The following is a 25,032-nucleotide window of genomic DNA, read 5'->3' as shown; positions in this document are numbered from 1 at the left end:
GCAAAACGGCCTGCAAACCGGCCGAAATGCACGTCGCAATCGCTGCGCAGCCACGTCTGGGCGGCTCGTTTCTTCGAAAGCAGCGTCACTGGTGCGTTCGAAGGGTATTTTTTCAACGGCCTGTTAGTGTGGACAGCAGTTGTTGGGTAATGACATGTCCCCGTTGTTGAACGATTATATCCTTCAGCAAGGGATAGGCAATCAAGCCAAGGATGGCGAGTATGAGGATAACAACGAGCGCTTCAATAAGTGTGAGTCCCCTGTGGGCTAATGCAGTTGGGGTTGTTGCCAATCCTTTCCCTCCCAATCTTTTTTGTTTAATTAAAGCCCCATTTTATTAAAGGCCTCCTGAGCTTCAGTCGTACGAAACCGCCCACCCTGTTGGGGTGCGCATTCGATAATTTTTTCAAGGCCGCGAGATTGAAGCATGCTGCGAGCAGCGTTTTCGTTTGGTGCGCGTGCAAGTCGGATGGCGGTCTTTCCATTGGTTAATGCTACGAAGCAAGCGAAATCAGTGCCGGCGCCTATAGGAGGGCGCTGTGTTGTCTGTGCGTAAGAAATTGAAAGAAACGGGTACACCAGTGCGAGAGTTAAAAACGACCTGAAATTCATTTGGAGCTCCTTTGTTTATTGCCAGCACACCTCATTACTGGCCTCCCGTCGGCCGTCGGACCTCAATCGGAACCAGGAGCAGACCGCGTCCGATGCTTGTGATTTTCCGGCGACGGGGGTGGCGCGCAATGAGTAACAGCGTGTGATGGGGCAGCTTTCGGTGGCAGCCTCGATCGATACAGTGTAATAACCGTCGATCGAGTCAGTTTGATTCCATATATCAGTAAGCGTGGCGGCGTACCTGCCGCGGTTTGCGAAAAACTGTTCCTGTCGGTTTGCGAGCTCAAGCAGTGTATTTTTTGCGTCGGTGCGCCGACTCTTGCGAACATAATCAAGATAGCTGGGGTACGCGATTGTGGCGAGGATGCCAATAATCACAACCGTTACGAGAACTTCGATAAGCGTAAATCCGTTTGGTTGGTGACCCCGGCGTGAGACAAATAGCGACATGTTTGCCATTGCTTAAAACTCCCTATGAAACCAGTACGTTGGGCGCCGCATTTTGATGTAAGCCAACGTTTGATTAACGTTGCCAGTGGGCGTCAGTAGGCTGACTTTACCTGCTTGATCAACGATGACCGATGGCGCAGCCAAAATGCCGGTGCCATAAACACGGGAACGATCTGCGGTGGTGACCGAATTGTCTTTGTTTAAGTCCCACACTGCTGTAGCATTTGTCAGGGAAAGTACATAGATTCTAGATATACCTATGGGCGGTTCGCAAATCGACGCCCCAGCATCGTTTTGGCTGGCCGGTGTGTAAGTGACAAAGACCGTAGCACCCTTGAGGATGAGCGCCTTGTCGAACGTTTTCTCGCCGGTGTTGGTGAGATTGATATACCAGCCGCTCTTGGTGGCCAAAGTCGCCAGCGCAGCATCCCGTTGAGCGTTTGTGCCAGTTTGAATAATGTTTGATGTTGCGTCAAAAAGGTCTTGGTGTCTTAACGGCCATGTGCAACGCACATCCGGGCTGGGTCGCGTACTGCATTCGGAAGAAGTGGGAGCTGCGGTGGTAATAGGGGAGATATAGTAATCCTTGAGGACGTAAAGTCGATCCTGGTTGTTCGTGGCGTTGGGGTTCGTGCGATCTCCGCTGCCGATTGCCAATGCGTGGTAGGGGCGCTGTTCTGGATCGATGGCGCGGGCGACGGCAATCGCGTGGAAAAAGCGCCGATCATCGGCGGCCGTCGTCCCGCCTAGCGATGCGAATTTAGACAATCTCCATTGGGTACGATCGCTACCGTTCAGATCCAAACGCCATACCTGTCCCGCAACATCGGGTGCATAGACAATATCCGCGACGGTATCGCCGTTTATATCCAAAACCGTCACGTCCGCGGCAATAGAATGATCGATGCCGGACGCGAGAGACGTGGTTGACCAGATGAGCGCCCCAGTTTGTGCATCGACGATAAAAATGCCTCGCCCTTTTGCTCCGATGACGTCCGTTGCGACAGTGGAGGTGTTGTCATATTCGGGATCATACCCGCCGCCAAAGATGACGACAGGTTTGAGCCGCCCACCGGCATCGGTGTAGCCGGGGATGTACGTGATTATTGGAGTAGACCAAGTCTGTCCGAGCAGTTCAAATCCTGTCGTCTTATCAGACACGGTCCAAAGAAATTTGGGTGAATCCGGATTCGTGACATCGATGGCGTATATGGACTGACCGCCGCGCCGTAGGCCGAAAAATATCCACATGCGATCTGCGCTGTTGTCCCCAATGATGCCGGATCCCAAAGGCTTTCCATCCTCGGGCGCGTCATAACGGTGAACTGCAATGCGACCGTCAACCCCCCATACGTTTCGCCCGTCTAATAAATTATTCCGGCGTTGATTCAATATTGCAGCGAGCTCTTTCGGGAAAAACGCCCAGACCTCGTCGCCTCCGTCAGCGGAGCCTGCACTGGTCGCATTGCGAAACATGTGGAGAAACCCGGCATTGGTTCCGACCACGATGCGCATGTCGGGCTGCGTGGCGGTGAAACCACTGCGAGCGCCGTAATCGAGTACGACTGGTTGGCTGTGAATGATATCACCAAGTATCCAGTCTTTTCGAGAGGTTTTGTTTCTATCCGTCCATCCGCGGGCCCACGCGAGCAAATCCAAGAAATCGTTCGAGTTCGTCACGCCGAAAAGATCGTATAGCGCTTGGTCGGACGGCAGTCCGAACGCTTGCCGGGTAAGATGGGTGGCATCGAAAGTTTGTAGAGCGCCGTTCGTTCCGGTGTTGGTGTAGATCGTGCGCGTATCGGGATCGCGGTTTAACAATTTCTCACCTGCGCCGCCTTTGTCAACCGCGTAACCATCCTCGATATTCGTCCAGAAAGAAACGGCGCGATTGGAAATGGTGTCGGTAGCGGCGTCGTAAGCTGCGCGTCCGTTGCGATCAACCAGAATAGTGGTTCCGTTGGAATAGCTCGTTTTAAATTTTTTGAGATTGCCTTTCCAGTCGTTGCTTTGGCCAGGTTGAAAAAGCGCGAAGAATGCTTCGTCGCGACTCTCGGCTCTGTTCAGTGCTTTGACGGACACGGTGGGCGATACAAACGAACTTGTACGCGACAGTATATCTAAAATGACCCCTTGAAATGCTTCAGCCAGCTGATCAGCGGTGTCGGCTGTATAGTATTGACCGCCGCCTTTGGTCGCCGTTTCTTGAAGGAGGCTTTGAGCGATGGTAAAGCCAATCGTGTACATGATTGCACGCTGTTGCCCGTTCGTGCTGTTGTTATCGAGGTCGCGGTTGTACATATACTCGGCGAGCTCTGGGAGGCAATTTTTGACGGTTCCCTCCCTGCCCTCAGCAGGCCAATTCCGGCAGGTTTTCCCGGTCAATGATTCGATCAATGTGTTCGCGGCCCTGTCACGATATGGCATCCCATCGGTGACAAGAACCACGTAAACATTTTGACATGCGGATAGTGGTGATACGTATTTGCCGCCGGACTGTGCGGCGCTGTCCTTTGCGGGGGCGGTTGGGTTAGTGCTGTTGCCCCAAAGTGGCGATTGCCCTGTTAGGTATCGGAAGACTTCGTATGTGGCCTCACACAAAGGCGTGTTTGTACTTGCCGTTAGGCTGTTAATTGTTGTTATGAGATCATTACGTTCAGAGGTGCTCATGTCGCTGATGATGCGCTTCGCGATGCGGCCTCCGTTATTGCTGTATTCGCTGTCGCCGGAATTTATATTGAAAGTTGCGAGTCCAAAATCGATATTGGGGTTGCTGCTGACGATCGTGGTGACGGTTTCCTTGGCGATTTGTAGTTTCGTTTTTGTTGTAGGTTGAAGTGATGGATTGTGATACCAATTCATGTAATTGGCCGTAAATACAGTTGCAGCGGAACTCCCCCAATCGGTTATAATGCTGGTGTCTGCGTTGCTCCGATAGGGTCTGGTTTTGCGTTTATTCGTTGGGTACCCGTTTCCGGGAGAACCAGTCCCCGTACCATTGCCGGGGTTCAGATTGATAATGTCCGTGCTGCAATCAACGTGCACCAAATTGCGGTTGCCAAGCCCGGGTCGCCAGGTGTTTCTGTTTGATAGCCCGGGTCGCCAGGTGTTTCTGTTTGATAGCCAGCGTCCCCAATTGCTTGTATAAAATCCGGTTTCCGAAAGAACGCTGTAGGATGAAGCGCATCGGTTTCGTTCAGCCGGTATCCAGTTGGTCGTGCTTGGGCTTGGGACGCGACCGTCAGCAGACCAGTACAGTCGCCCATTTTGTATGCCGCTGACGGTTGGGTATGTCGTGTTTGGGTCGTATGCCGGCCGCGGTATGCTTATGGTTCCGCTCATGCTAACCGAGTTATCAAAGATGATGAGTACTTTGGGGCGGCCGCCGGTGTCCGGCATCGGCGCGCGGAAGATCTCGGTTTCTTCGGCATGGGCCGTGGTTAGTGCTAATAGGACGGACAGGAAAATATAGCGCGCGGTCATGATGTTCCTCCAGTTTTAATTTGGAACGTTGAGTACGAATCGTGCAATGCCTTGGTGTACCTCAGTGCGTACGGTCGGATGTTGGTCGGTTGCTTGTATATCGTAAAAATTGCACTGTACGCTGGATTGATCAAATGCCTGTTGCGCATCCATAAATGGGCAGTTAACGTTAGCTGCCCTTAGGTTAATGTTTACCTGAATATTGGCCAGATAACTGTTGTCGGGTACCAGTTCAGCGGCGTTCAGCGTCCGTGCGTCTATGGTGCGCAGCGGGTCGTTGGCGTTGTCCGTCGAGATAGCGCTGGCCCTCAAGACCGAATCGATTGCCGCTTGCGTTCGCTCAAAGGAAACGACGCCCTCTTGCGTGTTGCGGGCAACCCGTAGGTCCTGCGTCGTGCCCGCTAACATATAAAGGCCGATAAACCCGGCTATGAACAGAAGGATCAGGGTTATCGCAAGCACGGCGCCTGTTTGGCGTCGTGCGCTGAGGTGGACGTGTGTGCTTGATGATCGGGTCATGGCAGGCTATTGCGGAGAACAAACGACTTTTGTAACAGTGCACGTGGATATCGGTCGTCATCCGCGCTGGTGATGGTACGTTGGCGTGTACCCAGCGTGAAAGTTCTGTTGGTAATCTGTAGTTTTTCAGCAGTGCTGGCCGGTGTGGTGGCGCGTGCGAGTACAAATAGCTGTACGCCGATGGTCCGTCCTTGGTCGTTCGTGACGGGATCAACGTGGATGTCGTCTATGCCTTCTACCAGGTCTTCTGTGACCAAGGACAACGAGGTTGCGCTGTTGCGTAGCGTGCGTCGACTTAGCGTGGGTATCCCATTGGCGAGGCGTATGTAATATGCGTGCCAAAGGTATTCAAAATATTCTCCGTCGGGAATGATTGTTGCGTCGGGAGGTGAACTATTCGAGCCTTGAAATAACACGCTTTGTGTGTGGCTGCTGAATATATAGATGGGGGCGCGATTGGAGGTTGGTGGTAGTGTTGTCAAGGGGAACGGGCGCGCGAGTTTGACGACGACGATGCTCGTACCGGGAACGGCATCGTTGATGCAAGCGGGGGCGCTCGTGGTGACGTATAGTCGGTGATTCAAATCAAATACGGCTGCTGGTCCTGTACAATCAGCAGATACGGTAAAACCAGGGTTGGTGGGGGTGGGGTGGTATCCCATAAAGCCCAGGTGTTGTAGGTCATAGCCGATCAGCTCCATTGCGATTCGGCCATTGTCAAACAACTGAGATTGGCGGCGGTTTTCGGTATAAGCGCGGCTGGTGAGAAAAAACGCCGCCGAAACCGCTCCTGCCAAAAATAGCGCAATGGCGATTGCCACCATCACCTCAACAAGGGAAATCCCATGTTGGCGACGATGTTGCGTCACGTGATTCATCGATTGAGGTCCTCGATATTGAATACGTAGGTGTCTAGGCTCAGCCGCTGCCATCGCGGGTCGGCGGGGTCGCGCTCTGCGCACGATAAATCATTAGGGTCGGGGGGCGCTTCATTGGGGTCTATGCCCAAAGGCAGCCAAAAAAGTGTCACGCGCAGAACACCGGTTTGCGTCAAAATGCTGTCGGGTGTAAAGGCGACGCACGCACGCGGCTCTACCAACGTCGTTTTGGCGTTCCCCGCGACGGTGACCCCGGCTCCCCGTAAAGCAGACACCCAATCCCACATGTCTTGTGCGGCCCGTTCCTGGGGGGTGCACGATGCGGCTGCGCAGGTGGGGCGCGAACCGGTGAGGCTGCCACCGATGGGACTTGCGGTGGTATAGCTGGTGGTCGCCGGCGTATTGGTACGGATGCGGTCGATCAGGTCTTGTGCAAGATAAATAGCGTACGTTCTTTGCGAGGCTTCGAATGCAGATCGCTTGGCGCTCAATTGGGTGATTGCGATGGCGAGTAGGCCGAATGACATCACGACAATCGTGACCAAAACTTCGATCAACGCTAGACCCGCGTGCCGGTTATGCGCGGGTGTTGGTGTTGTGAGCAACGAGTTGTACGGCATGGGTAAGCGATGCGAAAGCTTGGCGTGTTTTCGTTGCCGAGACGTGTACTGTTGGTATCGACGGTTGGAATGTCGCAGCGAGTGATGTCAGTTGCAGGTCGATACAGCCGTGGCACCGCTGGGCTTCAGCTCAAGCCTGCGGCAGGTGTTGTTGCGGTCGTCCGTAATGTTGAAGATCACCGCAGATACGACGGTTCCGCGTGTGTTGAAGATGATTGGGATGAGCGGGTTGGGCGTGACCACGACCCCCGCTGGCGGATCATTGACGATACGCAGAATTTCGTCGCCCGCGGTTGGCGTCCCCGAGTCGTCGTTATCGATGAATGCTATCCATCCGGCGCTCCAGTTGGAGCTGCAGGTTGGCGGTGGGCCTTCGCTGCCGTACGCACAGACCACGGCACGGCGCCCGTGCGCGATGGCGGCGGAACGGGCCACGGCGAGCGCTGATTGCAGCGCGTCTCTGTGTGTTTCCAGGCGCTTGTCTTTAATCAGCTGTTGAAAGCTGGGAATACCGATGGCGGCCAGTATGGTCAGGATGGAGATGGTGACCAGCACTTCGATGAGGGTAAAGCCCCGCCGCGCACCACGGGCGGCAGCGCGGTGCACAGTAGGAGGCGTGACGTTGGTGGTAGGTGCTGCGGTAATCACGCCACGCAGCGTAACGCAGCGTGGCCGTGGCGGCGTCGTGGGCCGACGCGCGGTACGGTGCCGGCCTCCGAACGGTGGTCGGATGACGTTCAGGTGCTGCTTGGGCGCTCGTTCACCACCACCTCCGCCCGCAGCGAGTGCGGCAGCGCCTGGGTGATGCGCACGTCGATCATCTGGCCGATTAGGCGTTGGCCGTTGGGGCCGCCGTCAAAGTTGACGATGCGGTTGCACTCCGTGCGGCCCATGAGTTCGTGCGGGTTCTTTTTGGACGGGCCCTCGACCAGGATGCGCTGCACGGTGCCGACGCGGCGCTCGCTGATGCGCGCCACGTTGGCTTCCAGCGCCTTTTGCAGGGTTTGCAAGCGGCGCAGCTTGACGTCGTGCGGCGTGTCGTCGGGCAGGTTGGCCGCGGGGGTGCCGGGGCGGGGGCTGAAGATGAAGCTGAAGCTGGCGTCGAAGCCCACGTCCTCCACCAGCTGCATGAGCTTGTCGAAGTCCGCCTCCGTCTCGCCGGGGAAGCCGACGATGAAGTCGCTCGAGAGGCTGATGTCGGGCCGCACGGCGCGCAGCTTGCGGATGGTGTGCTTGTATTCCATGCCCGTATAGCCGCGCTTCATGGCCATGAGGATGCGGTCGCTGCCGTGCTGCACCGGCAGGTGCAGGTGGTTGACCAGTTGCGGAATGCGCGCGTACGCCTCGATCAGGCGCGGGGTGAACTCGTTGGGGTGGCTGGTGGTGTAGCGGATGCGCTCGATGCCGGGGATGTCGGCCACGCATTCCAGCAACAGGGCAAAGTCTTCGCCGTCGCCGCCGCGCCAGGCGTTGACGTTTTGGCCCAGCAGCGTCACTTCCTTGACGCCTTGGTCGGCCAGGCCGGCCACCTCCACCAGCACGTCCTCCAGCGGTCGCGAGACTTCCTCTCCCCGGGTGTAGGGCACCACGCAGTAGCTGCAGTATTTGCTGCAGCCTTCCATGATGCTCACGAACGCCGAGGCGCCCTCGACGCGCGCGGGGGGGAGGTGGTCGAACTTTTCGATTTCCGGGAAGCTGATGTCCACCTGCGGCCGCGCTTGGCGCTCGCGCTCGCGCAGCAGCTCGGGCAGGCGGTGCAGCGTTTGCGGGCCAAAAACCACGTCCACGTAGGGCGCGCGTTTGATGATTTCCTCGCCCTCCTGGCTGGCCACGCAGCCGCCCACGCCGATGAGCACGCCTTTTTTCTTGAGGTGTTTGACGCGGCCCAGGTCGGAGAAGACCTTTTCCTGCGCCTTTTCGCGCACCGAGCAGGTGTTGAAGAGGATGAGGTCGGCCTCTTCGGGGTTGTCGGTGGGGGTGTAGCCTTCGGCAGCGGCAAGCACGTCGGCCATCTTGTCCGAGTCGTACTCGTTCATCTGGCAGCCAAAGGTGCGGATGTAGACTTTTTTGCTCATGGCGTGTCAGCGGTGCGTGGTGTAGATCCCGGGGCTGAACGAAAAGCCCATCAGTCTAGCGCATCGCGCGCAACAACGCTTTTTCCAGCTCCAGCACGCCCAGCACGGCCACGCCGGCGCCTGCGCACACGGCCAGCAACGGCAGGGGTAGGGCGGTGCTGCCAAACCAACTCTGCATGAAAGGCGCGTAGGTGAACAGCGCCTGCAGGCCGCATGCCGCCGCGATGGCGGCCAGCACCCGCGGCGTGCCGCGCACGCCGGTCCAGGTAAACGACGGCGCTTTGAGATAGCGCACGCTAAACAGGTAGAAGATCTCCATGGCCACCAGGGTGTTGACCGCCAGCGTTTGCGCCACGTCGGCCGGGTGGCCCGCATCCAGCGCCCAGCGGTAGACGCCAAAGATGCCCGCCGCGAACAGCGCGGACACCAGTCCGATGCGCCACAGCACGAAGCGGCTCAGGATGGGCTCGTCCGGTCGGCGGGGTGGGCGGCGCATCACGTCGGTCTCGGTCGGCTCGAAGGCCAGCACCATGGCCAGCGCGATCGAGCTGACCATGTTGACCCACAGGATTTGCACGGGCGCGATGGGCAACGCCAGGCCAAACAGCACCGCCACCAGCAGCGAGACCGACTCGCCGCCGTTGATCGGGAGCAAGAAGGTGATGACCTTGCGCAGGTTGTCGTACACCGTGCGGCCTTCTTCCACCGCGTGGGCGATGGTGGCGAAGTGGTCGTCCGCGAGCACCATGGCGGCGGCGCGCTTGGCAGCCTCGGTGCCCTTGTGGCCCATGGCCACGCCCACGTCGGCCGCTTTCAGCGCGGGGGCGTCGTTGACGCCGTCGCCCGTCATGGCGACCACTTCGCCGTTGGCCTGCAGCGCACGCACCAGGCGCAGCTTGTGCTCGGGGGCGGCGCGCGCAAAGACGTCCGTGCTCTGGACGGCTTGGCGCAAGGTGGCGTCGTCCAGCGCCTCGATGTCGTGCCCGGAGAGGGCCGGCCCGTGCCCGCCCAGGCCCAGTTGCTGCGCGATGGCGGTGGCCGTGACCACGTGGTCGCCGGTGATCATCTTGACGCGGATGCCCGCGGCGTGGCATTGCGCGATGGCGGCTTTGGCCTCCTCGCGTGGTGGGTCGATGATGCCCACCAGCCCGACAAGCACCCCACCGCGCGCGACGGCGTCGTGGGTGAGCGGCCGCTCGGGTGCCAAGGTGGCGGCGGCGATGGCCAGCACGCGCCGGCCGTGGCGGGCCTGTTGCTCCACCTGATCGGCCCAGTAGGCGCGGCGCAGGGGCTGCGGGCGGCCGTGGGCGTCCAGCTCGTGGCTGCACATCGCCAGCAGCCGTTCCGGCGCGCCCTTGATCCAGACGTCCAGGTGCGCGGCGTCGCTGCGCTGGTGCGCCGTGGCCATGTAGCGCCGCTCGGATTCAAAAGGCAGCACGGCCACGCGCGGGCGCTCTTCGCCCAGGCGGGCGGGGTCCAGGCCGGCTTTCATCGCCAGCGTCAACAGGGCGCCTTCGGTGGGGTCGCCAGAGAGCCGCCAGTCGTCGGCGCCACCCTCGCCTTGCAGCAGTTCGGCGTCGTTGCACAGCGCGGCGCCCTCGGCCAGGGCCAGCAGGGCGGGGGCTTCGCGCCACAGCTCTGCCGGTTGCAACGGGGTGTTGTCACGCAGCAGCGCACCGCTGGGCGCGTAGCCCACGCCCTCGACGTCCACCACGCCATCGGCCAGCACCACCTGCTGCACCGTCATCTCGTTGCGCGTGAGGGTGCCGGTTTTGTCGGAGCAGATCACGGTCACGCAGCCCAGCGTTTCCACCGCCGGCAAGCGCCGCACGATGGCGCGCCGCTGCGCCATGCGCTGCACGCCGATGGCCAGGGTGATGGTCATGATGGCCGGCAGCCCTTCGGGGATGGCCGCCACCGCCAGGCCCACCGCGGCCATGAAGGTTTGCAGCGGTGGCAGGTCGCGCACCCACCAGCCAAAGACGAACAACAGCGCAGCGGCGGCCAGGACGGCGACCGTGATCCAGCGGCTCATTTGCGCCATTTGGCGCACCAGTGGCGTGGTGGTGTCGCCCACGTCCTGCAACATGCGGCCGATGCGGCCCATCTCGGTGCCCATCCCGGTGGCCACCACCACACCGCGGGCCTGGCCACGGGTGACCAAGGTACCCGCGTAGCCCATGCTGCGCCGGTCGCCCAGCAAGGCGGCCGCGGCAACGGGTTCGGCATGCTTGTCGGCCGGGACGGATTCGCCGGTCAGCGCCGCTTCGTCCACCTGCAATTCATGCACCTGCAGCCAGCGCACGTCCGCCGCCAGGCTGTCGCCCGCGGCGGCCTGCACGATGTCGCCGGGCACCAGGTGGGCGGCGTCGATTTCGACCAGATGGCCGTCACGCCAGACGTGCGCGCGGGGTGCCAGCAGGTTGCGGATGGCCGCCAGGGCGCGCTCGGCCTTGCCTTCTTGGATCAGGCCGATGGTCACATTGAGCACGACCACGGCCACGATGACGAGGGCGTCGATGGCGTGGCCGATGGCGATGGTCGTGGCCGCCGCTGCCAGCAGCACCCATATCAGCAGGTTGTCGAGCTGGCGCAGAAGGCGCTGCCACAACGGGACGGGCGGGGCGTCGGTGAGGCGGTTGTCGCCGTGGCGTTGCAACCGGGCCTGCGCCTCGGCGGTGCTCAAACCGCGCGCCGTCGTGTGCAGGTGCTGCAACACGTCCTCGGAGGCGAGCGCGTGCCAGGCGGGCGGGGAGGCGCCGTCGGCCGAGGAGGCGGTTGGGGGCGGCATGCTTTTGTCCATGATCTGTATAGGGTTATTCTGGGATGCCGGGCCCCGTGGCAAGTTCCGTTCGCTGGCGGGTGGTCAGCCGCCGCTGTGCGCTTCGGCGCGCCGCTCGGCCAGCGCCACGCCGCGCAAGAAGCCCGTCAGGGCGGCGTCGGCATGGTGTTCGGCCAGCAGTTCGGCGGCGCGCTGGGTGTCGCGCCAGCGGCCGATGCGGCTTTGCCAGGCGCGGGCATCGCGCTGCCAGCGCTGGACGCGCCGCGCGGCCTTGGCGGGCAGCGCGGGCGTGACCGCCTCGGCCCCGTAACGCAGGCGCTTGGCCAGCAGCCGCGCGGTATGCAGGGCGTCGGCGGTGGTTGGCGCATCGGCCGGGTGCGCCGATGCGGTGAGGGTGCGCAGGAGGCGGGCGTGCCAGCGGCGCAGCCGCTCGGCGGCCCAGTCCGCGTGGGCCTCGGCCTGCGCGGGCAGTTGCTGCAGCCAGGTGGCGCAGGCGAGCAGGGCCTGCCCCGTGGTGGGGGATGCCAGTTGCGCGCGCAGCGCTTGGCGCGCGCGGCGCGCGCTGGCCGACAAGCGTCGGTCCGCCTGCTGCCACGCCCGCAGGCGCTGCGGATGCGCCGCTTCGTCTTCGACGAACAGCGGGCCCCACCGGGGCAGGGTTTCGGTCAGGGCCACATCCAGGTCGCGCACCTGGCCCAGGCATGCCAGCAGGGGGCGCAGGCCCTCGTGGTCTGGCGGAGTCGGCAACCAAGGGCGCAGCAGGCGCAGCAGGCTGCGCCAGCGCCGCCAGCCCACGCGGGCCTGGTGCACGGCTTCGGGGGCGTCGTGGCGCGCGGCCACCAGCAGGTTGTCGCACAGCTGCCCCAGCGCGTCGCCCAGCGCGGCGCGGGCGACGGCCATCGGGTCGGCATGGCGCGGCAGGTCGAGTGGCCGGGCGGGCACCGGTTGGTCGAGCGTGCCCTCGCCCAGGCGCTGCGCCTGCTCGGCCTTGCTGGTGCGGGCGGGCAGCAGGGGCAGGCAGGTGGCCAGCTCAGCGGCCACGGCGTGCAGGGCGGCGGGGTCGCCTGCCATGAGCTCGAGCTCCAGCTCGAGCAGCGGCGCTCGGCGGCCCTGCGCGCGGATGTCGCCCGCATCCAGCGCCACTTCGATCGTGCTGCCATCGTCGACGCGCACCGTCCACGTGGTGCGCAGACAGCGGGTTTCGTGCACGGGGCGCAGTTCGGCCAGACGCTGTGCCACGTCAGGGGCGTCGGCCAGCGGGGTGGCGTGCAGCGCCGCCGGCTGCAGCATGGGCCGCGCCAGCGGTGTCGTCCATTCGCCGCGCACGCTCAAGGTGCCGCTGCCGTGGCCTGCGGTCTTGAGCGTTTGTTCCCAACGGCGCGCGCCGGGGGCGGCTGGCGCCGCTGTACCCGGCAGCGGCTCGATCCCACGCAGGCGCAGGGCGCAGCGCTGTGCGCGCAGCCAGCCATCCGGCGTGTCGTAGTAGCGGTTGAGCAGCCGTTGTTGCCGCATCGGGCGCCGGCGCAGCAACGGGTGTCGTCGCAGGCGCTGCACGGCGTCGTCGGCGCGGGTGCCCGGCAGGGCGAACTTGAGTTCGATTTCTTGCGGCACAATGACCTCCGCCAGATTCAGAATGCCTATCGTAGCCGCCCCAACCGCCATGAACCATACCCCCCGCGATCTGTCTCATGTGGCCCCGCTGGACCGTGCCGAGATCCTGGCCCAGGCGCTGCCCTACATCCGCCGCTACCACGGCAAGACGATGGTCATCAAGTACGGCGGCAACGCCATGACCGACCCCGAGCTGCAAGCGGCGTTTGCCGAGGATGTGGTGCTGCTCAAGCTGGTGGGCATCAACCCGGTGGTGGTGCACGGCGGTGGCCCGCAGATCGAAGGCCTGCTCAAGCGCTTGGGCAAAGAGGGGCGCTTCATCCAAGGCATGCGCGTCACCGATGCGGAAACCATGGAGGTGGTCGAGTGGGTGCTGGCCGGCGAGGTGCAGCAAGACATCGTCGGCCTGATCAACCGCGCCGGCGGCAAGGCCGTGGGCCTGACCGGGCGCGACGGCGCCATGATCCGCGCGCGCAAGCTGCGCATGGTGGACCTCAACGACCCCAGCGTCGAGCATGACGTGGGGCAGGTGGGCGATATCGTCTCGATCGACCCATCGGTGGTGCGCGCGCTGCAGGAGGATCAGTTCATCCCCGTGGTCAGCCCGATCGGCTTTGGCGAGCACAACGAGAGCTACAACATCAACGCCGACGTGGTGGCGGCCAAGCTGGCCACCGTGTTGCAGGCCGAAAAGCTGCTGATGCTGACCAACATCCGCGGCGTGCTGGACAAACAGGGCGAGCTGCTGGCCGATCTGACGCCGCGCCGCATCGACGAGCTGGTGGCCGACGGCACCATCAGCGGTGGCATGATCCCCAAGATCGCCGGGGCCTTGGACGCGGCCAAGAGCGGCGTCAAGGCGGTGCACATCATCGACGGGCGGGTGCCGCACGCGATTTTGCTGGAGGTGCTGGGCGACCAGCCCTTTGGCACGATGATCCGCTCGCACTGAAGGCGGCCCGCAACGGCGGGGTGATCTTCGGGTTTTCCCTGATTGAGGTTCGTTGACACGGCGGCGGATGCCTCTAAAATAGAACGATCGTTCGTTTTATTTTGGAGGCACGCATGGCCGACACCACGGCACGACCGCCGGTGCGCACCCCCCGGTCGCGTGGCCGCGCCCCCCACAAGGGCCAACAAACCAAAGCGGCCATCATCGACGCCGCGCTCGGCCTGGCCTCGCACGTCGGGCTCGAGGGCCTGAGCATTGGCGCCATCGCCGAGCTCATGGGCATGAGCAAGTCCGGCGTGTTCGCCCACTTTGGCTCGCGCGAGGAGTTGCAGATTTCCGTGGTGCGCGAGTACCACGAGCGCTTCGAGCGCGAGGTGTTTCGCCCCGCGCTGCAGGCCCCGCGCGGGCTGCCGCGGTTGCGGGCGTTGTTCGACAACTGGATGCGCCAGACCTCGCTGGAGATCGACTCGGGCTGCATCTACATCAGCGGGGCGGTGGAGTTCGACGACCGCCCCGGCGCGGTGCGCGACGCACTGGTGGAGACCGTCAACACCTGGCAGGCCGCGGTGCGCAAGGCGGTGCAGCTCGCCATCGAGGCGGGGCACCTGCGCCCCGATGCCGATGCCGCGCAGGTCGCCTTCGAAATCCACGGGCTGATCCTCGCGCTGCACTACGAAGCGCGTTTTTTGCGCAACCCCGACGGTTTGCGGCACGCCCGCACCGGATTCGACAACCTCATCGCGCGCTACCAGGCACAGCCCTGAGCGCGGCTTTTTCCCTTTCCCTGACCGGCCACTCCCAAGGAGACCCACGATGCCCCAATACACCCCGCCCCTGCGCGACATGCAGTTCGTGCTGCACGAAGTGCTCAACGTCGTCGACGAGCTCAAAGTCTGCCCCCCGCACGCCGAGGTGGATGCGGACACCATCAACGCCGTGCTGGAAGAAGGGGGCAAGTTTGCCGCCGAGGTGACGTTCCCGCTCAACATCAGCGGCGACGAGCAGGGCTGCACGCTGGACAAGACCACGCACACCGTGACCACGCCAGCCGGCTTCAAGGCGGCGTACGAGCAGTACGTCGCCGGCGGCTGGCCAGCGTTGAGCTGCGACCCGGCTTACGGGGGCCAAGGGCTGCCCTTCGTCGTCAACCAGGCGTTCTACGAAATGCTCAACAGCGCCAACCAGGCCTGGACCATGTACCCGGGCCTGAGCCACGGCGCCTACGAGTGCTTGCACGCGCACGGCACCGAGGAGCAAAAACGCCTGTTCCTGCCCAAGCTGACCAGCGGCGAGTGGACTGGCACCATGTGCCTGACCGAGCCGCATTGCGGCACCGACCTGGGCCTGCTGCGCACCAAGGCCGAGCCGCAACCGGACGGCACCTACAAGCTCACCGGGCAAAAGATTTTCATCTCCGCTGGCGAGCACGACCTGGCCGCCAACATCGTGCACCTGGTGCTGGCACGCCTGCCGGATGCGCCGGCGGGCACCAAGGGCATCAGCCTGTTCGTCGTGCCCAAGTTCAAGGTCAACCCCGACGGCAGCCTGGGCGAGCGCAACGCCATCTACTGCGGCGGCCTGGAGCACAAGATGGGCATCCACGGCAACGCCACCTGCCAGATGATCCTGGACGGCGCGGTGGGCACGCTGGTTGGCCAGCCCAACAAGGGTTTGCAGGCCATGTTCGTGATGATGAATGCGGCGCGCCTGGGCGTGGGCAACCAGTCGGTCGGTTTGACCGAGGTGGCGTTCCAGAACGCCCTGGCCTACGCCAAGGACCGCATCCAGATGCGCAGCCTCTCGGGCCCCAAGGCCAAGGACAAGCCGGCCGACCCCATCATCGTGCACCCCGACGTGCGCCGCATGCTGCTGACGGCCAAGGCCTACGCCGAGGGTGGGCGTGCGCTGCTGATCTACTGCGCGCTGCTGCTGGACAAAGAGCTGCACCACCCCGATGAGAAGGTGCGCCGCGACAGCGCCGAGCTGCTGGCGCTGCTGACGCCGATTGCCAAGGCATTCCTGACCGACAACGGCTTCATCGCCGTCAACGAGTGCCTGCAGGTGTTTGGCGGCCACGGCTACATCAAGGAATGGGGCATGGAGCAGTTCGTGCGCGATGCCCGCATCAACATGATCTACGAGGGCACCAACACCATCCAGTCGCTCGACCTGCTGGGGCGCAAGGTGCTGGCCAACAACGGTGCGACGCTCAAGAAGTTCGGCAAGCTGGTGCAGCAGCTCATCGAGGACGAGGGCGTCAACGAAAAGATGAGCGAATTCATCAACCCGCTGGCGCAGCTGGCCGAGCAGATGACCAAGTTCACCACCGAGATCGGCTTAAAGGCGTTGCAAAACCCCGACGAGGCCGGCGCGGCGGCCGTGCCGTACCTGCGCGTGGCCGGGCACCTGGTGTTTGCCTACTTCTTTGCGCGCATGGCCTCGGCGGCGCTCAAGGCCATCGCCGCGGGCAGCACCGACCCGTTCTACCGCGGCAAGCTGCAAACGGCGCGCTTTTACTTCGCGCGGCTGTTCCCCGAGACCGCGACCCTGGTGCGCCAGGCGCGCAGCGGGGTGGCGGCGCTGATGGACAGCGACGCGGCGCTGGCGGTCGAGGGCGTCTGATCCCGATCCCCCAACGAGGAGACGACCGATGACAGTGCGCACATCCCGACTGCTGGCCCTGCTGGCCCTGGCCAGCCTGCCCGCCTGGGCCCAAATGACGCCGGTCGGCCGCTGGCACACGATCGACGACGAGACCAAGGAGGTCAAAAGCGAAGTCGTCATCACCGAAAAAGACGGTGTGCTGACCGGCCGCATCGAGAAGCTGCTGCGCAAAGGGGCCGACCCCAACCGCCGCTGCACCGCCTGCACCGACGACCGCAAAGACCAGCCGTTCATCGGTCTGGAAATCATCCGCGGCGTCAAGCCGGTGGAGGGCAGGGCGGTCTGGGAAGGCGGCACCATCCTCGACCCGGAAAGCGGCAAAACCTACAACGTGCGCCTGACCCCGGTGGAGGGGGGCGCCAAGCTCGAGGTGCGCGGCTCCATCCTGTTCATCGGCCGTACGCAAACCTGGGTGCGCGCGAACTGACGCGCCCCGCACGTGCAAGGATTTACCATGTCCCGATTCACCGTCAAACGCGTCGCCGTGCTCGGCGCCGGCGTCATGGGGGCGCAGATCGCGGCCCATCTGGTCAACGTCAACGTGCCGGTGGTGCTGTTCGACCTGCCCAAGGACGGCGCCGACAAAAGCGCGATCGCGCGCCAGGCGATTGCCAACCTCAAAAAGCTCAAGCCCAGCCCGTTGGGCGTGGCCGACGATGCCGAGCTGATCCAGCCCGCCAACTACGACGAGCACCTGCCGCTGCTGCGCGGCTGCGACCTCGTCATCGAGGCCATCGCCGAGCGCATGGACTGGAAGCACCAACTCTACGCGCGCATCGCGCCGCACTTGGCCGAGGGTGCCATTTTGGCGTCCAACACCTCGGGCCTGTCCATTGGTCAGCTCGCCGAGCCGCTGCCCGAGGGGCTGCGGCAGCGGTTTTGCGGCATCCACTTTTTCAACCCGCCGCGCTACATGCCGCTGGTGGAGCTCATCGCCACGCCCGCCACGCGCCCCGACGTGCTCGATGCGCTCGAGGCGTTTGTGACGACGACGCTGGGCAAGAACGTGGTGCGCGCCAAGGACACGCCCAACTTCGTGGCCAACCGCATCGGCATCGCCGGCATGCTCTCCACGATGATCGAGGCCGAGCGCTTTGGCCTGACGTTCGACATCGTCGATGACCTGACGGGCAAGCGGCTCGGGCGCGCCTCCAGTGGCACCTTCCGCACCGCCGACGTGGTGGGGCTGGACACGCTGGCGCACGTCATCCGCACCATGCAGACGCAGCTCAGCCCGCAGACCGACCCGTTCTACGACAGCTTTGCCACGCCCAAGGTGCTGCAGGCCCTGCTCGACCAAGGCCACTTGGGGCAAAAAACCAAAGCGGGCTTCTACAAAAAGGTGGGGCGTGATGTGCTGCGCTTCGATCTGGCCAGTGGCGAGTACGTGCCTGCCGGTGCCAAGGCCGACGAGGTGTACGGGCGCATGCTGAAAAAGCCCGCGCCCGAGCGGCTCAAGCTGCTGCGCAACGCCGAGGGGCCGCAGGGCCGCTTTTTGTGGGCGGTTTTGCGCAACGGCTTTCACTACGCCGCGCTGCACCTGCAGGCGATTGCCGAGACCGCGCGCGACGTGGACCAGGCCATGCGCTGGGGCTTTGGCATGCAACAGGGGCCGTTCGAGCTGTGGCAGGAGGCCGGCTGGCTGGAGGTGGCCCGTATGGTGCAGGAGGACATCGACGCCGGCCGCGCGCTGTGCCGCACACCGCTGCCGGCCTGGGTGTTCGAAGGCCCGGTGGCCGAGCGGGGTGGGGTGCACCAACCCGAAGGCTCGTGGAACCCGGCGAGCGGCCGCTTCGAGCCCATGCGCACGCTGCCGGTGCATGCGCGCCAGCTCTACCGCGAGCGCGTGCGCGGCGAGGCCGGCCCCGACTGGCGCACCGATGGCACGACCGTGTACGAAGACGAGGCGATCCGCCTGTGGACGCTGCCGCGTCCGGGGCTGGACGATGTGCTGATCGCCAGCCTCAAGACCAAGATGCACGCCATCAGCCCCGCGGTGGTCGAGGGGCTGGACCGCGCCGTGGACGAGGCCGAAGCCCGCTACGCCGGGTTGGTCGTGTGGTCGGGTGATGAGCCATTTTCGGTCGGCGCCGACCTGCAAGCGACGCTGCCCGCCTTTGCCGCCATGGGCGTGCAGGCCATCGAGTCGGTCGAGGCGGAGATGCAGCGCGTGATGCTGCGCCTGCGCTACGCCCAGGTGCCGACGGTGGCCGCGGTGCGTGGCATGGCGCTGGGCGGTGGCTGCGAGCTGGCGGTGCACTGCGCGCGCCGCGTCGCGCATCTGGAGAGCTACATGGGCCTGGTGGAAGTGGGCGTGGGCCTCATCCCCGGTGCCGGTGGCCTGACCTACATCGCCCGCCGCGCGGCGGAAAATGCCCGCGCCAGCACCGGCACCGATTTGTTGCCGTTCCTGACCGAGGGCTTCAAGGCCGCGGCGATGGCCACCGTCGGCACCAGCGCCCTGGAAAGCCGCAAGCTCGGCTACCTGCTCGACAGCGATGTGATCGTGCCGCACCGCGACGAGCTGCTCTACGTGGCCGTGCGCACCGCGCAGGCCATGGGCGAGGCCGGCTACCGCCCGCCGCTCAAACGCACCTTCCCGGTGGCGGGGCGCTCTGGCAAGGCGACCATCCTGGGCTCGCTGGTCAACATGCGCGATGGCGGCTTCATCACCGCCTACGACTTCGAGATCGCCAGCCGCATCGCGCACGTGGTGACGGGCGGTGATGTCGATCCCGGCACCCCGGTGACCGAGGAATACCTCATGACGCTCGAGCGCCAAGCGTTCTGCGCCCTCATCGTCCAACCCAAGACGCAGGCGCGCATCATGGCGCTGCTCAACGACGGCAAGCCCCTGCGCAACTGAACCTGCGGAGACACCCGAGATGAAAACCCTACAGGATGCCTACATCGTCGCGGCCACCCGCACCCCGATCGGCAAATCGCACAAGGGCGCCTTCCGCCAGACGCGGCCGGACGATTTGCTGGCGCATGTGCTGCGCGCCGCGGTGGCGCAGGTCCCGAATCTGGACCCGGCCGCCATCGAAGACGTGATTTGCGGCTGCGCCATACCCGAGGCGCAGCAGGGCCTCAACGTCGCGCGCGTGGGCGCGGTGCTGGCCGGCCTGCCCAAGAGCGTGGGGGGCATCACCGTCAACCGCTTTTGCGCCTCCGGCCTGTCGGCGGTGCAGATGGCGGCCGACCGCATTCGCGTTGGCGAGGCCGACGTGATGATCGCCGCTGGCGTCGAGAGCATGAGCATGGTGCCGATGATGGGCAACACGCCGAGTCTCTCGCCCACCATCTTTGCCAACACCGACAACGTGGATGACTATGGCATCGCCTATGGCATGGGCCTGACCGCCGAGAAGGTGGCGCAGCAGTGGAAGGTGTCGCGCCAGGCGCAGGATGCGTTTGCGCTGCAATCGCACCAGCGCGCCATCCGCGCCCAACAGGCCGGCGAGTTCGCCGACGAGATCACGCCGGTCACGGTGCAGGAGCGCACCCTCGACCTCGACAGCGGCGAGGTGCGCGTCGCCTCCCGCACCGTGGCGCTGGACGAAGGGCCGCGCGCCGACACCACGCTGGAGGCGCTTGCCAAGCTCAAGCCCGTCTTTGCCACGCCGTGGCGTGCCGACCGCACGCCCACCGGTCTGGGCAGCGTCACCGCGGGCAACAGCTCGCAGACCTCCGACGGTGCAGGCGCGCTGATTCTGGCCAGCGAGGCCGCGGTCAAGCGCTTTGGGCTGCAGCCGCTGGCGCGCTTCGTCAGCTACGCCAGCCGCGGCGTGCCGCCGCACATCATGGGCATCGGCCCGATCGAGGCGATCCCGGCCGCGCTCAAGGCGGCTGGGCTGAAGCAGGACGATCTGGACTGGATCGAGCTCAACGAGGCGTTTGCCGCGCAGTCGCTGGCGGTGATGAACCACCTCGGCCTGGATCCGGCCAAGGTCAACCCGATGGGCGGGGCGATTGCGCTGGGCCACCCGCTCGGCGCCACCGGTGCGATCCGCTCGTCCACCGTGGTGCATGCGCTGCGCCGCCACCGTTTGCGCTACGGCATGGTCACCATGTGCGTGGGCATGGGGCAGGGCGCAGCCGGCATCTTCGAGCGGGTATGATGGGTGCGGAGGCGACCATGACCGACATCCTGCAACACACCGAAGGCGGCGTGCTGACGCTGACGCTCAACCGGCCGGCGCGCAAAAACTCGCTGACCAGCGCCATGTACGCGGCGTTGGCGGATGCCCTGAACCAGGCCGGCACCGACGCTGCCGTGCGCGTGGCCGTCATCCAGGGCAGCGAGACGATGTTTTCGGCGGGCAACGACATCGAGGAGTTTTTGCACCAGCCGCCCGCCGGGCTGGACAGCCCGGTGTTTCGCTTCCTGCGCGCGATTGCCACCTTCCCCAAGCCGCTGCTGGCGGCGGTGTGCGGGCCGGCGGTGGGCATCGGCACCACGATGCTGTTTCATTGCGACCTGGTGTACGCCGGCGACAACGCCGCGTTCTCGATGCCGTTCGTCAACCTGGGCCTGTGCGCCGAAGGGGCCTCGAGCCTGATCGCGCCGCAGATGTTTGGCTACCACCGCGCCGCCGAAGCGCTGTTGCTGGGCGAGCCGATCTATGCCGAGGCGGCGCTGGAGGTGGGACTGGTCAACAAGGTGCTGCCCCCCACCGAGACCAACGCCTACACCCAGCAGGTGGCCCGCAAACTGGCTGCCAAACCGCTGAGCTCGCTCGTCGAAACCAAACGTTTGATGAAGGGCCCGCAGCAGGAGGCCGTGTTGCAGCGCATGACCGAAGAAGGCGCGATCTTTGGCCGCATGCTGCGCGAGCCAGCGGCGAAGGAAGCGTTTAGCGCCTTCCTGGAAAAACGCACGCCCGACTTCAGCCGCTGCTGAACCTGCCCCGCCGGCGCCCGGTATGGGCACGGGCACCGGCGCGGCACGGTTGCTGTGCACCCCCCCGCCACCCGGAGCCGCCATGACCCGCATCACCCACCCACCCGCGCAACCGGTCGCCTTCGAGCCGGAGTTCGTGGCCGGCGTGCGCGACATCTTCGAGAACAAGATCGTCTTCAACAAGGTCTTGGGCCTGCGCATCACCGACATTGCGGCGGAGCGTGTGTCGGGCGGGCTGGACATGCGCCCCGAGCTGGTTGGCCACTTTGCCTACAACCGCATCCACGGCGGCGTCATCAGCGCGGCGTTGGACGCCATGGGCGGCTTGGCCGTCATGGCCGCCATCGGCGCGCGCCACATGGACGAGCCGCCGGCCCAGCGGCTGCACCGCTTTGCCAAGCTGGGCACCATCGACCTGCGCATCGATTACCTGCGCCCGGGTATAGGCGAGTCCTTCCTGCTCGACGCCGAGGTGCTGCGACTGGGCTCTCGCGTCGCCTCCACACGCATGGCGTTTCGGGGCGCGGACGGCAAACTGCTTGCCGCGGGGGCAGGCGCTTATATCGTGTCCTGACGGCAGCCGCCCTCGATCCGGCGCGGTGTTGCGGTGTGGGCGATCACACCGAGCCACAGCAGGTTCATGAACAGGTACACGATGTTGCTGGCGTTGTACGTCAGCAGCTTGTGGGTCAAGCCAAACCCTAGGAAGCCGACGACGGTCACCAGCCCGCAGGATGCCGCGAGCCAGCACACGGTCCCACGCGGATCGGGCCCGTTGCGCAGTTGAGCGGCGGCACGGCGCCGGGCGCGCCAGTACAGCCACCCCGGCACACCATAGAAGGCAGCCAGTGCCGCCACGCCCACGAGCCCCCCTTTGGCCCACAGGTCCAGCCATTCGTGGTGCGCATTGCCAAAGTCGAGCAAAATGGTCGGGGCGTCACCGGCGGCCACGCGCCGGTTTTTTTCGGCTTCGTAGCCGGCTTTGCCCCAGCCGAGCCACGGCTTTTCCAGCCCCAACTGCCACGCGAGCTGCCAATGGGCCAGGCGCTGTCCGATCGACGTGTCCGCCTCGCCACGCTCAAAGTACGCCGCGACTTCTTGATCGATCTCGCCCAGTCGGGTGGTGATCTGCGCCCATTGGGTCGATAGCAGCAGGCCCAGGATCAGCGCCAGACCTGCGAGCGTCCGGGGACGCGCCGTGGTACGCCAGGAAAGGGTCGGCTGGGCCGCGCCCGGCTCCGGACCCGCGGCGCGTTTGGGTTGGGTCAGCCAGACGATGGCCAGCAGCGCCGGCGCTATCACCCATCCCCCGCGGCTGCCCGAGGCGAGCGAGGCAAACATCCCCATCGCCACCGCCAGCACGAGCGCCAACCGCTGTGCGCGCGAGCGCGCCAGCGGCCAGCCGATTGCGCTCCACGCGGCCAACAGCAGCGCGATATTCCCGAACGGAATGGCGTTGGTAAACCCGTGGGCGCGGGGCAGCCCCAGCACGAATACCTGCCAAGCCGCAATCCCCCCCGCCAGCCATGCCCCCACCCAACAGCCCCACAAGATGCTTGGCAAGGGAGGCGCAAAGCGGCACAGCGCGGGAATGGCCAGTAACGCGACCAGGTATTTCGCCGCGTGTTCGAACGCCGCTGGCTGCCAGGGATGGGCGGCATCGAAATCGTGGCGCAAAAACCACACCACCGCCATGATGCCGGTGGCCACGGCAAACGCTGCCAGGGCGCGACAGCTCGTCTGCGACGGGCGCGCCAGCCCCCACGCGCTCAGGCCCGCCATCACCAGCAGCAGCGCACCCCATGAATAGCCGCTGGGCGCGCCCAAGCTCAACGCCGGGAGCGCGAATGCGGCCACGGCGAGCAGCGTGCGGCCGAAGCGGCCACGCAGCGGACCGGCAGGGTTCGCTGGAGGGGCGTTCAACGCGCTGGGCACGCCGCAGCCGCGCGTTCAGTGATGGGCCACGCGCTCGCCCTCGCGCAGGCGATAGACCGTCCCGCAGTACGGGCAGGCGGCCTCACCGGTCTTGGCGACATCCAGAAACACGCGCGGGTGGCTGTTCCAAAGCGCCATGCCGGCTTTGGGGTTGGGGCAGAAAATGCCACCGTGGGCGTTGAGGTCGCGTGCGGCCAGCTCGACCACGGCGGGTGCAGACGTTGCGGTGCTCATGGCGATCACACCAAAGTCAGCCAATGGGCGTATTTCGGGTTGCGCCCGTTGACAATGTCAAAAAACGCGTTTTGGATGCGCTCGGTGATGGGGCCGCGCTGGCCGGCGCCAATCTGCACGCGGTCGAGTTCGCGAATGGGCGTGACTTCGGCCGCGGTGCCGGTGAAAAACGCTTCGTCGGCGATGTAGATCTCGTCGCGCGTGATGCGCTTTTGCACCACCTCCAGCCCCAGGTCTTTGGCGATGTGCAGCACCGTGTTGCGCGTGATGCCGTTGAGGGCGCCGGCGGACAGGTCGGGCGTGTAGACCACGCCATCCTTGACGATGAAGAGGTTTTCACCCGCGCCCTCGGACACGAAGCCCGCCGTATCGAGCAGCAGCGCCTCGTCGTAGCCGTCGTCGGTGGCCTCCATGTTGGCCAGGATCGAGTTGGTGTAGTTGGACACCGTCTTGGCCTGCGTCATCGTGATGTTGACGTGGTGGCGCGTGTAGCTCGAGGTCTTGACGCGGATACCGCGCTTCATGCCCTCTTCACCCAGATAGGCGCCCCAGGCCCAGGCGGCGACCATCAGGTGCACGCGGTTGCCCTTGGGACTGACCCCGAGTTTTTCCGAGCCGAGCCAGGTCAGCGGCCGGATGTAGCCACTCTCCAGCCCATTGGCGCGGATGACGGCGCGCTGCGCCTCGTTGACCTCTTCCACGCTGAAGGGGATCTGCATGCGCAGGATCTTGGCGCTGTTGAACAGCCGCTGCGTGTGTTCCTGCAGACGGAAGATGGCCGTCCCGCGTTCGGTCCGGTACGCGCGCACACCCTCGAAGGCGCCGCACCCGTAGTGCAGGGTGTGGGTCAGCACGTGGATCTTGGCGTCGCGCCAGTCGACGAGCTCGCCGTCCATCCAGATTTTGCCATCGCGATCGTGCAGCGGAAGGGGTGTCGCCATCGGAAATCCTTCGGGTAGCAAGCGACCTGTACGCACCAGGCGGCAGCAGGCCCCTCGCGGGTGTTGATGAAAGTGCCATTTTACGGTGGCCCGCGCCGCGGTACGGCGATACGGCGGCCACCGCCGACGCCTATGGGGCAAGGGCGGTGCCGGGCGAGGCGATCGGTTGAAAAACGCTGCATTTCACCCTAAAGTCGCGCTCAAGTCGGTCGATAACGCAGATGAGCCCGAGGCGTGTAGCCCTAGCAGGCCGTTGAAAAATCCCTCGCCACCCCCCGCGTCGGGCGGTACGATCTGAGGCCAACCGAGAACAACGCAGACGAGCACGATGAGAGGCAGTCAAGACTTCCAGGGGGCGATGTTCAGCTACATC

21 protein-coding genes are annotated in these 25,032 nt (G+C 64.4%); 8 read left to right on the top strand and 13 right to left on the bottom strand.

Annotated features, from left to right (window positions below):
* Positions 1-112: 112 nt before the first annotated feature.
* From Tther_RS13770 to Tther_RS09365, 10 genes are all read right to left on the bottom strand, one after another.
* Positions 113-292: a prepilin-type N-terminal cleavage/methylation domain-containing protein gene (locus tag Tther_RS13770; RefSeq protein ID WP_185975053.1), complete on the bottom strand. Its 180-nt coding sequence runs from the start codon at positions 290-292 to the stop codon at positions 113-115.
* Positions 293-627: 335 nt separating this feature from the next.
* On the bottom strand, positions 628-1,062 hold the full coding sequence (locus Tther_RS13765) for a type IV pilin protein (protein ID WP_185975054.1): 435 nt from the start codon (positions 1,060-1,062) through the stop codon (positions 628-630).
* Positions 1,063-1,074: 12 nt separating this feature from the next.
* Positions 1,075-4,545 (bottom strand): pilus assembly protein, encoded by a 3,471-nt coding sequence (locus tag Tther_RS09400; protein WP_143903221.1) that lies wholly within the window; start codon positions 4,543-4,545, stop codon positions 1,075-1,077.
* Between the two features lie 15 nt (positions 4,546-4,560).
* Positions 4,561-5,007: a hypothetical protein gene (locus tag Tther_RS09395; protein WP_143903219.1), complete on the bottom strand. Its 447-nt coding sequence runs from the start codon at positions 5,005-5,007 to the stop codon at positions 4,561-4,563.
* A 53-nt stretch (positions 5,008-5,060) separates the two neighbouring features.
* A complete protein-coding gene (locus Tther_RS09390) occupies positions 5,061-5,942 on the bottom strand; it encodes a prepilin-type N-terminal cleavage/methylation domain-containing protein (RefSeq protein ID WP_185975052.1) in 882 nt (293 codons plus the stop codon).
* The gene (gene pilV / locus Tther_RS09385; protein WP_143903215.1) at positions 5,939-6,562 is read right to left on the bottom strand and encodes a type IV pilus modification protein PilV; all 624 of its coding nucleotides are present in this window, start codon (positions 6,560-6,562) and stop codon (positions 5,939-5,941) included. Before pilV ends, Tther_RS09390 begins: the two co-directional genes overlap by 4 nt.
* Before the next feature lie 87 nt (positions 6,563-6,649).
* Entirely contained in the window at positions 6,650-7,168 is a 519-nt protein-coding gene (locus Tther_RS09380) for a GspH/FimT family pseudopilin (protein WP_185975051.1), read from the bottom strand.
* Positions 7,169-7,299: 131 nt separating this feature from the next.
* Positions 7,300-8,637, bottom strand: coding sequence for a tRNA (N6-isopentenyl adenosine(37)-C2)-methylthiotransferase MiaB (gene miaB, locus Tther_RS09375; protein WP_143903211.1), 1,338 nt, complete (start codon positions 8,635-8,637; stop codon positions 7,300-7,302).
* A gap of 55 nt (positions 8,638-8,692) precedes the next feature.
* Positions 8,693-11,428 carry a cation-translocating P-type ATPase gene (locus Tther_RS09370; RefSeq protein ID WP_143903209.1) on the bottom strand — a complete coding sequence of 912 codons (2,736 nt, stop codon included), beginning with the start codon at positions 11,426-11,428 and terminating at the stop codon, positions 8,693-8,695.
* A 75-nt stretch (positions 11,429-11,503) separates the two neighbouring features.
* Entirely contained in the window at positions 11,504-13,030 is a 1,527-nt protein-coding gene (locus Tther_RS09365; RefSeq protein ID WP_185975050.1) for a CYTH and CHAD domain-containing protein, read from the bottom strand.
* Between the two features lie 49 nt (positions 13,031-13,079).
* Between Tther_RS09365 and argB the strand changes: the two genes are divergently transcribed.
* The 8 genes from argB to Tther_RS09325 all read left to right on the top strand — a co-directional run bounded on the left by argB (position 13,080) and on the right by Tther_RS09325 (position 22,123).
* The gene (gene argB, locus Tther_RS09360) at positions 13,080-13,982 is read left to right on the top strand and encodes an acetylglutamate kinase (RefSeq protein WP_143903205.1); all 903 of its coding nucleotides are present in this window, start codon (positions 13,080-13,082) and stop codon (positions 13,980-13,982) included.
* 113 nt (positions 13,983-14,095) lie between these two features.
* On the top strand, positions 14,096-14,746 hold the full coding sequence (locus tag Tther_RS09355) for a TetR/AcrR family transcriptional regulator (protein ID WP_143903203.1): 651 nt from the start codon (positions 14,096-14,098) through the stop codon (positions 14,744-14,746).
* Between the two features lie 49 nt (positions 14,747-14,795).
* Entirely contained in the window at positions 14,796-16,604 is a 1,809-nt protein-coding gene (locus tag Tther_RS09350) for an acyl-CoA dehydrogenase C-terminal domain-containing protein (RefSeq protein ID WP_143903201.1), read from the top strand.
* A 28-nt stretch (positions 16,605-16,632) separates the two neighbouring features.
* Positions 16,633-17,073, top strand: coding sequence for a DUF2147 domain-containing protein (locus Tther_RS09345; protein WP_143903199.1), 441 nt, complete (start codon positions 16,633-16,635; stop codon positions 17,071-17,073).
* Between the two features lie 27 nt (positions 17,074-17,100).
* Positions 17,101-19,512 (top strand): 3-hydroxyacyl-CoA dehydrogenase/enoyl-CoA hydratase family protein, encoded by a 2,412-nt coding sequence (locus Tther_RS09340; RefSeq protein ID WP_143903197.1) that lies wholly within the window; start codon positions 17,101-17,103, stop codon positions 19,510-19,512.
* A gap of 19 nt (positions 19,513-19,531) precedes the next feature.
* Entirely contained in the window at positions 19,532-20,767 is a 1,236-nt protein-coding gene (locus Tther_RS09335; protein WP_143903195.1) for an acetyl-CoA C-acyltransferase, read from the top strand.
* A gap of 17 nt (positions 20,768-20,784) precedes the next feature.
* Positions 20,785-21,549, top strand: a complete 765-nt coding sequence (locus tag Tther_RS09330) for an enoyl-CoA hydratase (protein ID WP_143903193.1) — start codon at positions 20,785-20,787, stop codon at positions 21,547-21,549.
* Positions 21,550-21,631: 82 nt separating this feature from the next.
* Positions 21,632-22,123, top strand: coding sequence for a thioesterase family protein (locus Tther_RS09325; RefSeq protein ID WP_143903191.1), 492 nt, complete (start codon positions 21,632-21,634; stop codon positions 22,121-22,123).
* Here the strand turns inward: Tther_RS09325 and Tther_RS09320 are convergent.
* From Tther_RS09320 to Tther_RS09310, 3 genes are all read right to left on the bottom strand, one after another.
* Positions 22,108-23,406 carry an O-antigen ligase family protein gene (locus tag Tther_RS09320; RefSeq protein ID WP_143903189.1) on the bottom strand — a complete coding sequence of 433 codons (1,299 nt, stop codon included), beginning with the start codon at positions 23,404-23,406 and terminating at the stop codon, positions 22,108-22,110. The two genes, Tther_RS09325 and Tther_RS09320, sit on opposite strands and share 16 nt — an antisense overlap.
* A gap of 93 nt (positions 23,407-23,499) precedes the next feature.
* Complete coding sequence (locus Tther_RS09315; protein ID WP_143903187.1) at positions 23,500-23,718, bottom strand: zinc-finger domain-containing protein; 219 nt, start codon at positions 23,716-23,718, stop codon at positions 23,500-23,502.
* 5 nt (positions 23,719-23,723) lie between these two features.
* The gene (locus Tther_RS09310; protein WP_143903185.1) at positions 23,724-24,659 is read right to left on the bottom strand and encodes a branched-chain amino acid transaminase; all 936 of its coding nucleotides are present in this window, start codon (positions 24,657-24,659) and stop codon (positions 23,724-23,726) included.
* Positions 24,660-25,032: the final 373 nt, after the last annotated feature.

The organism is Tepidimonas thermarum (genome assembly GCF_007556705.1).
In the GTDB taxonomy this organism is placed as follows: Bacteria; Pseudomonadota; Gammaproteobacteria; order Burkholderiales; family Burkholderiaceae_C; genus Tepidimonas; species Tepidimonas thermarum.
Note: the sequence above shows the minus strand (reverse complement) of the source record. Positions and strands in the feature narration are given on the sequence as shown.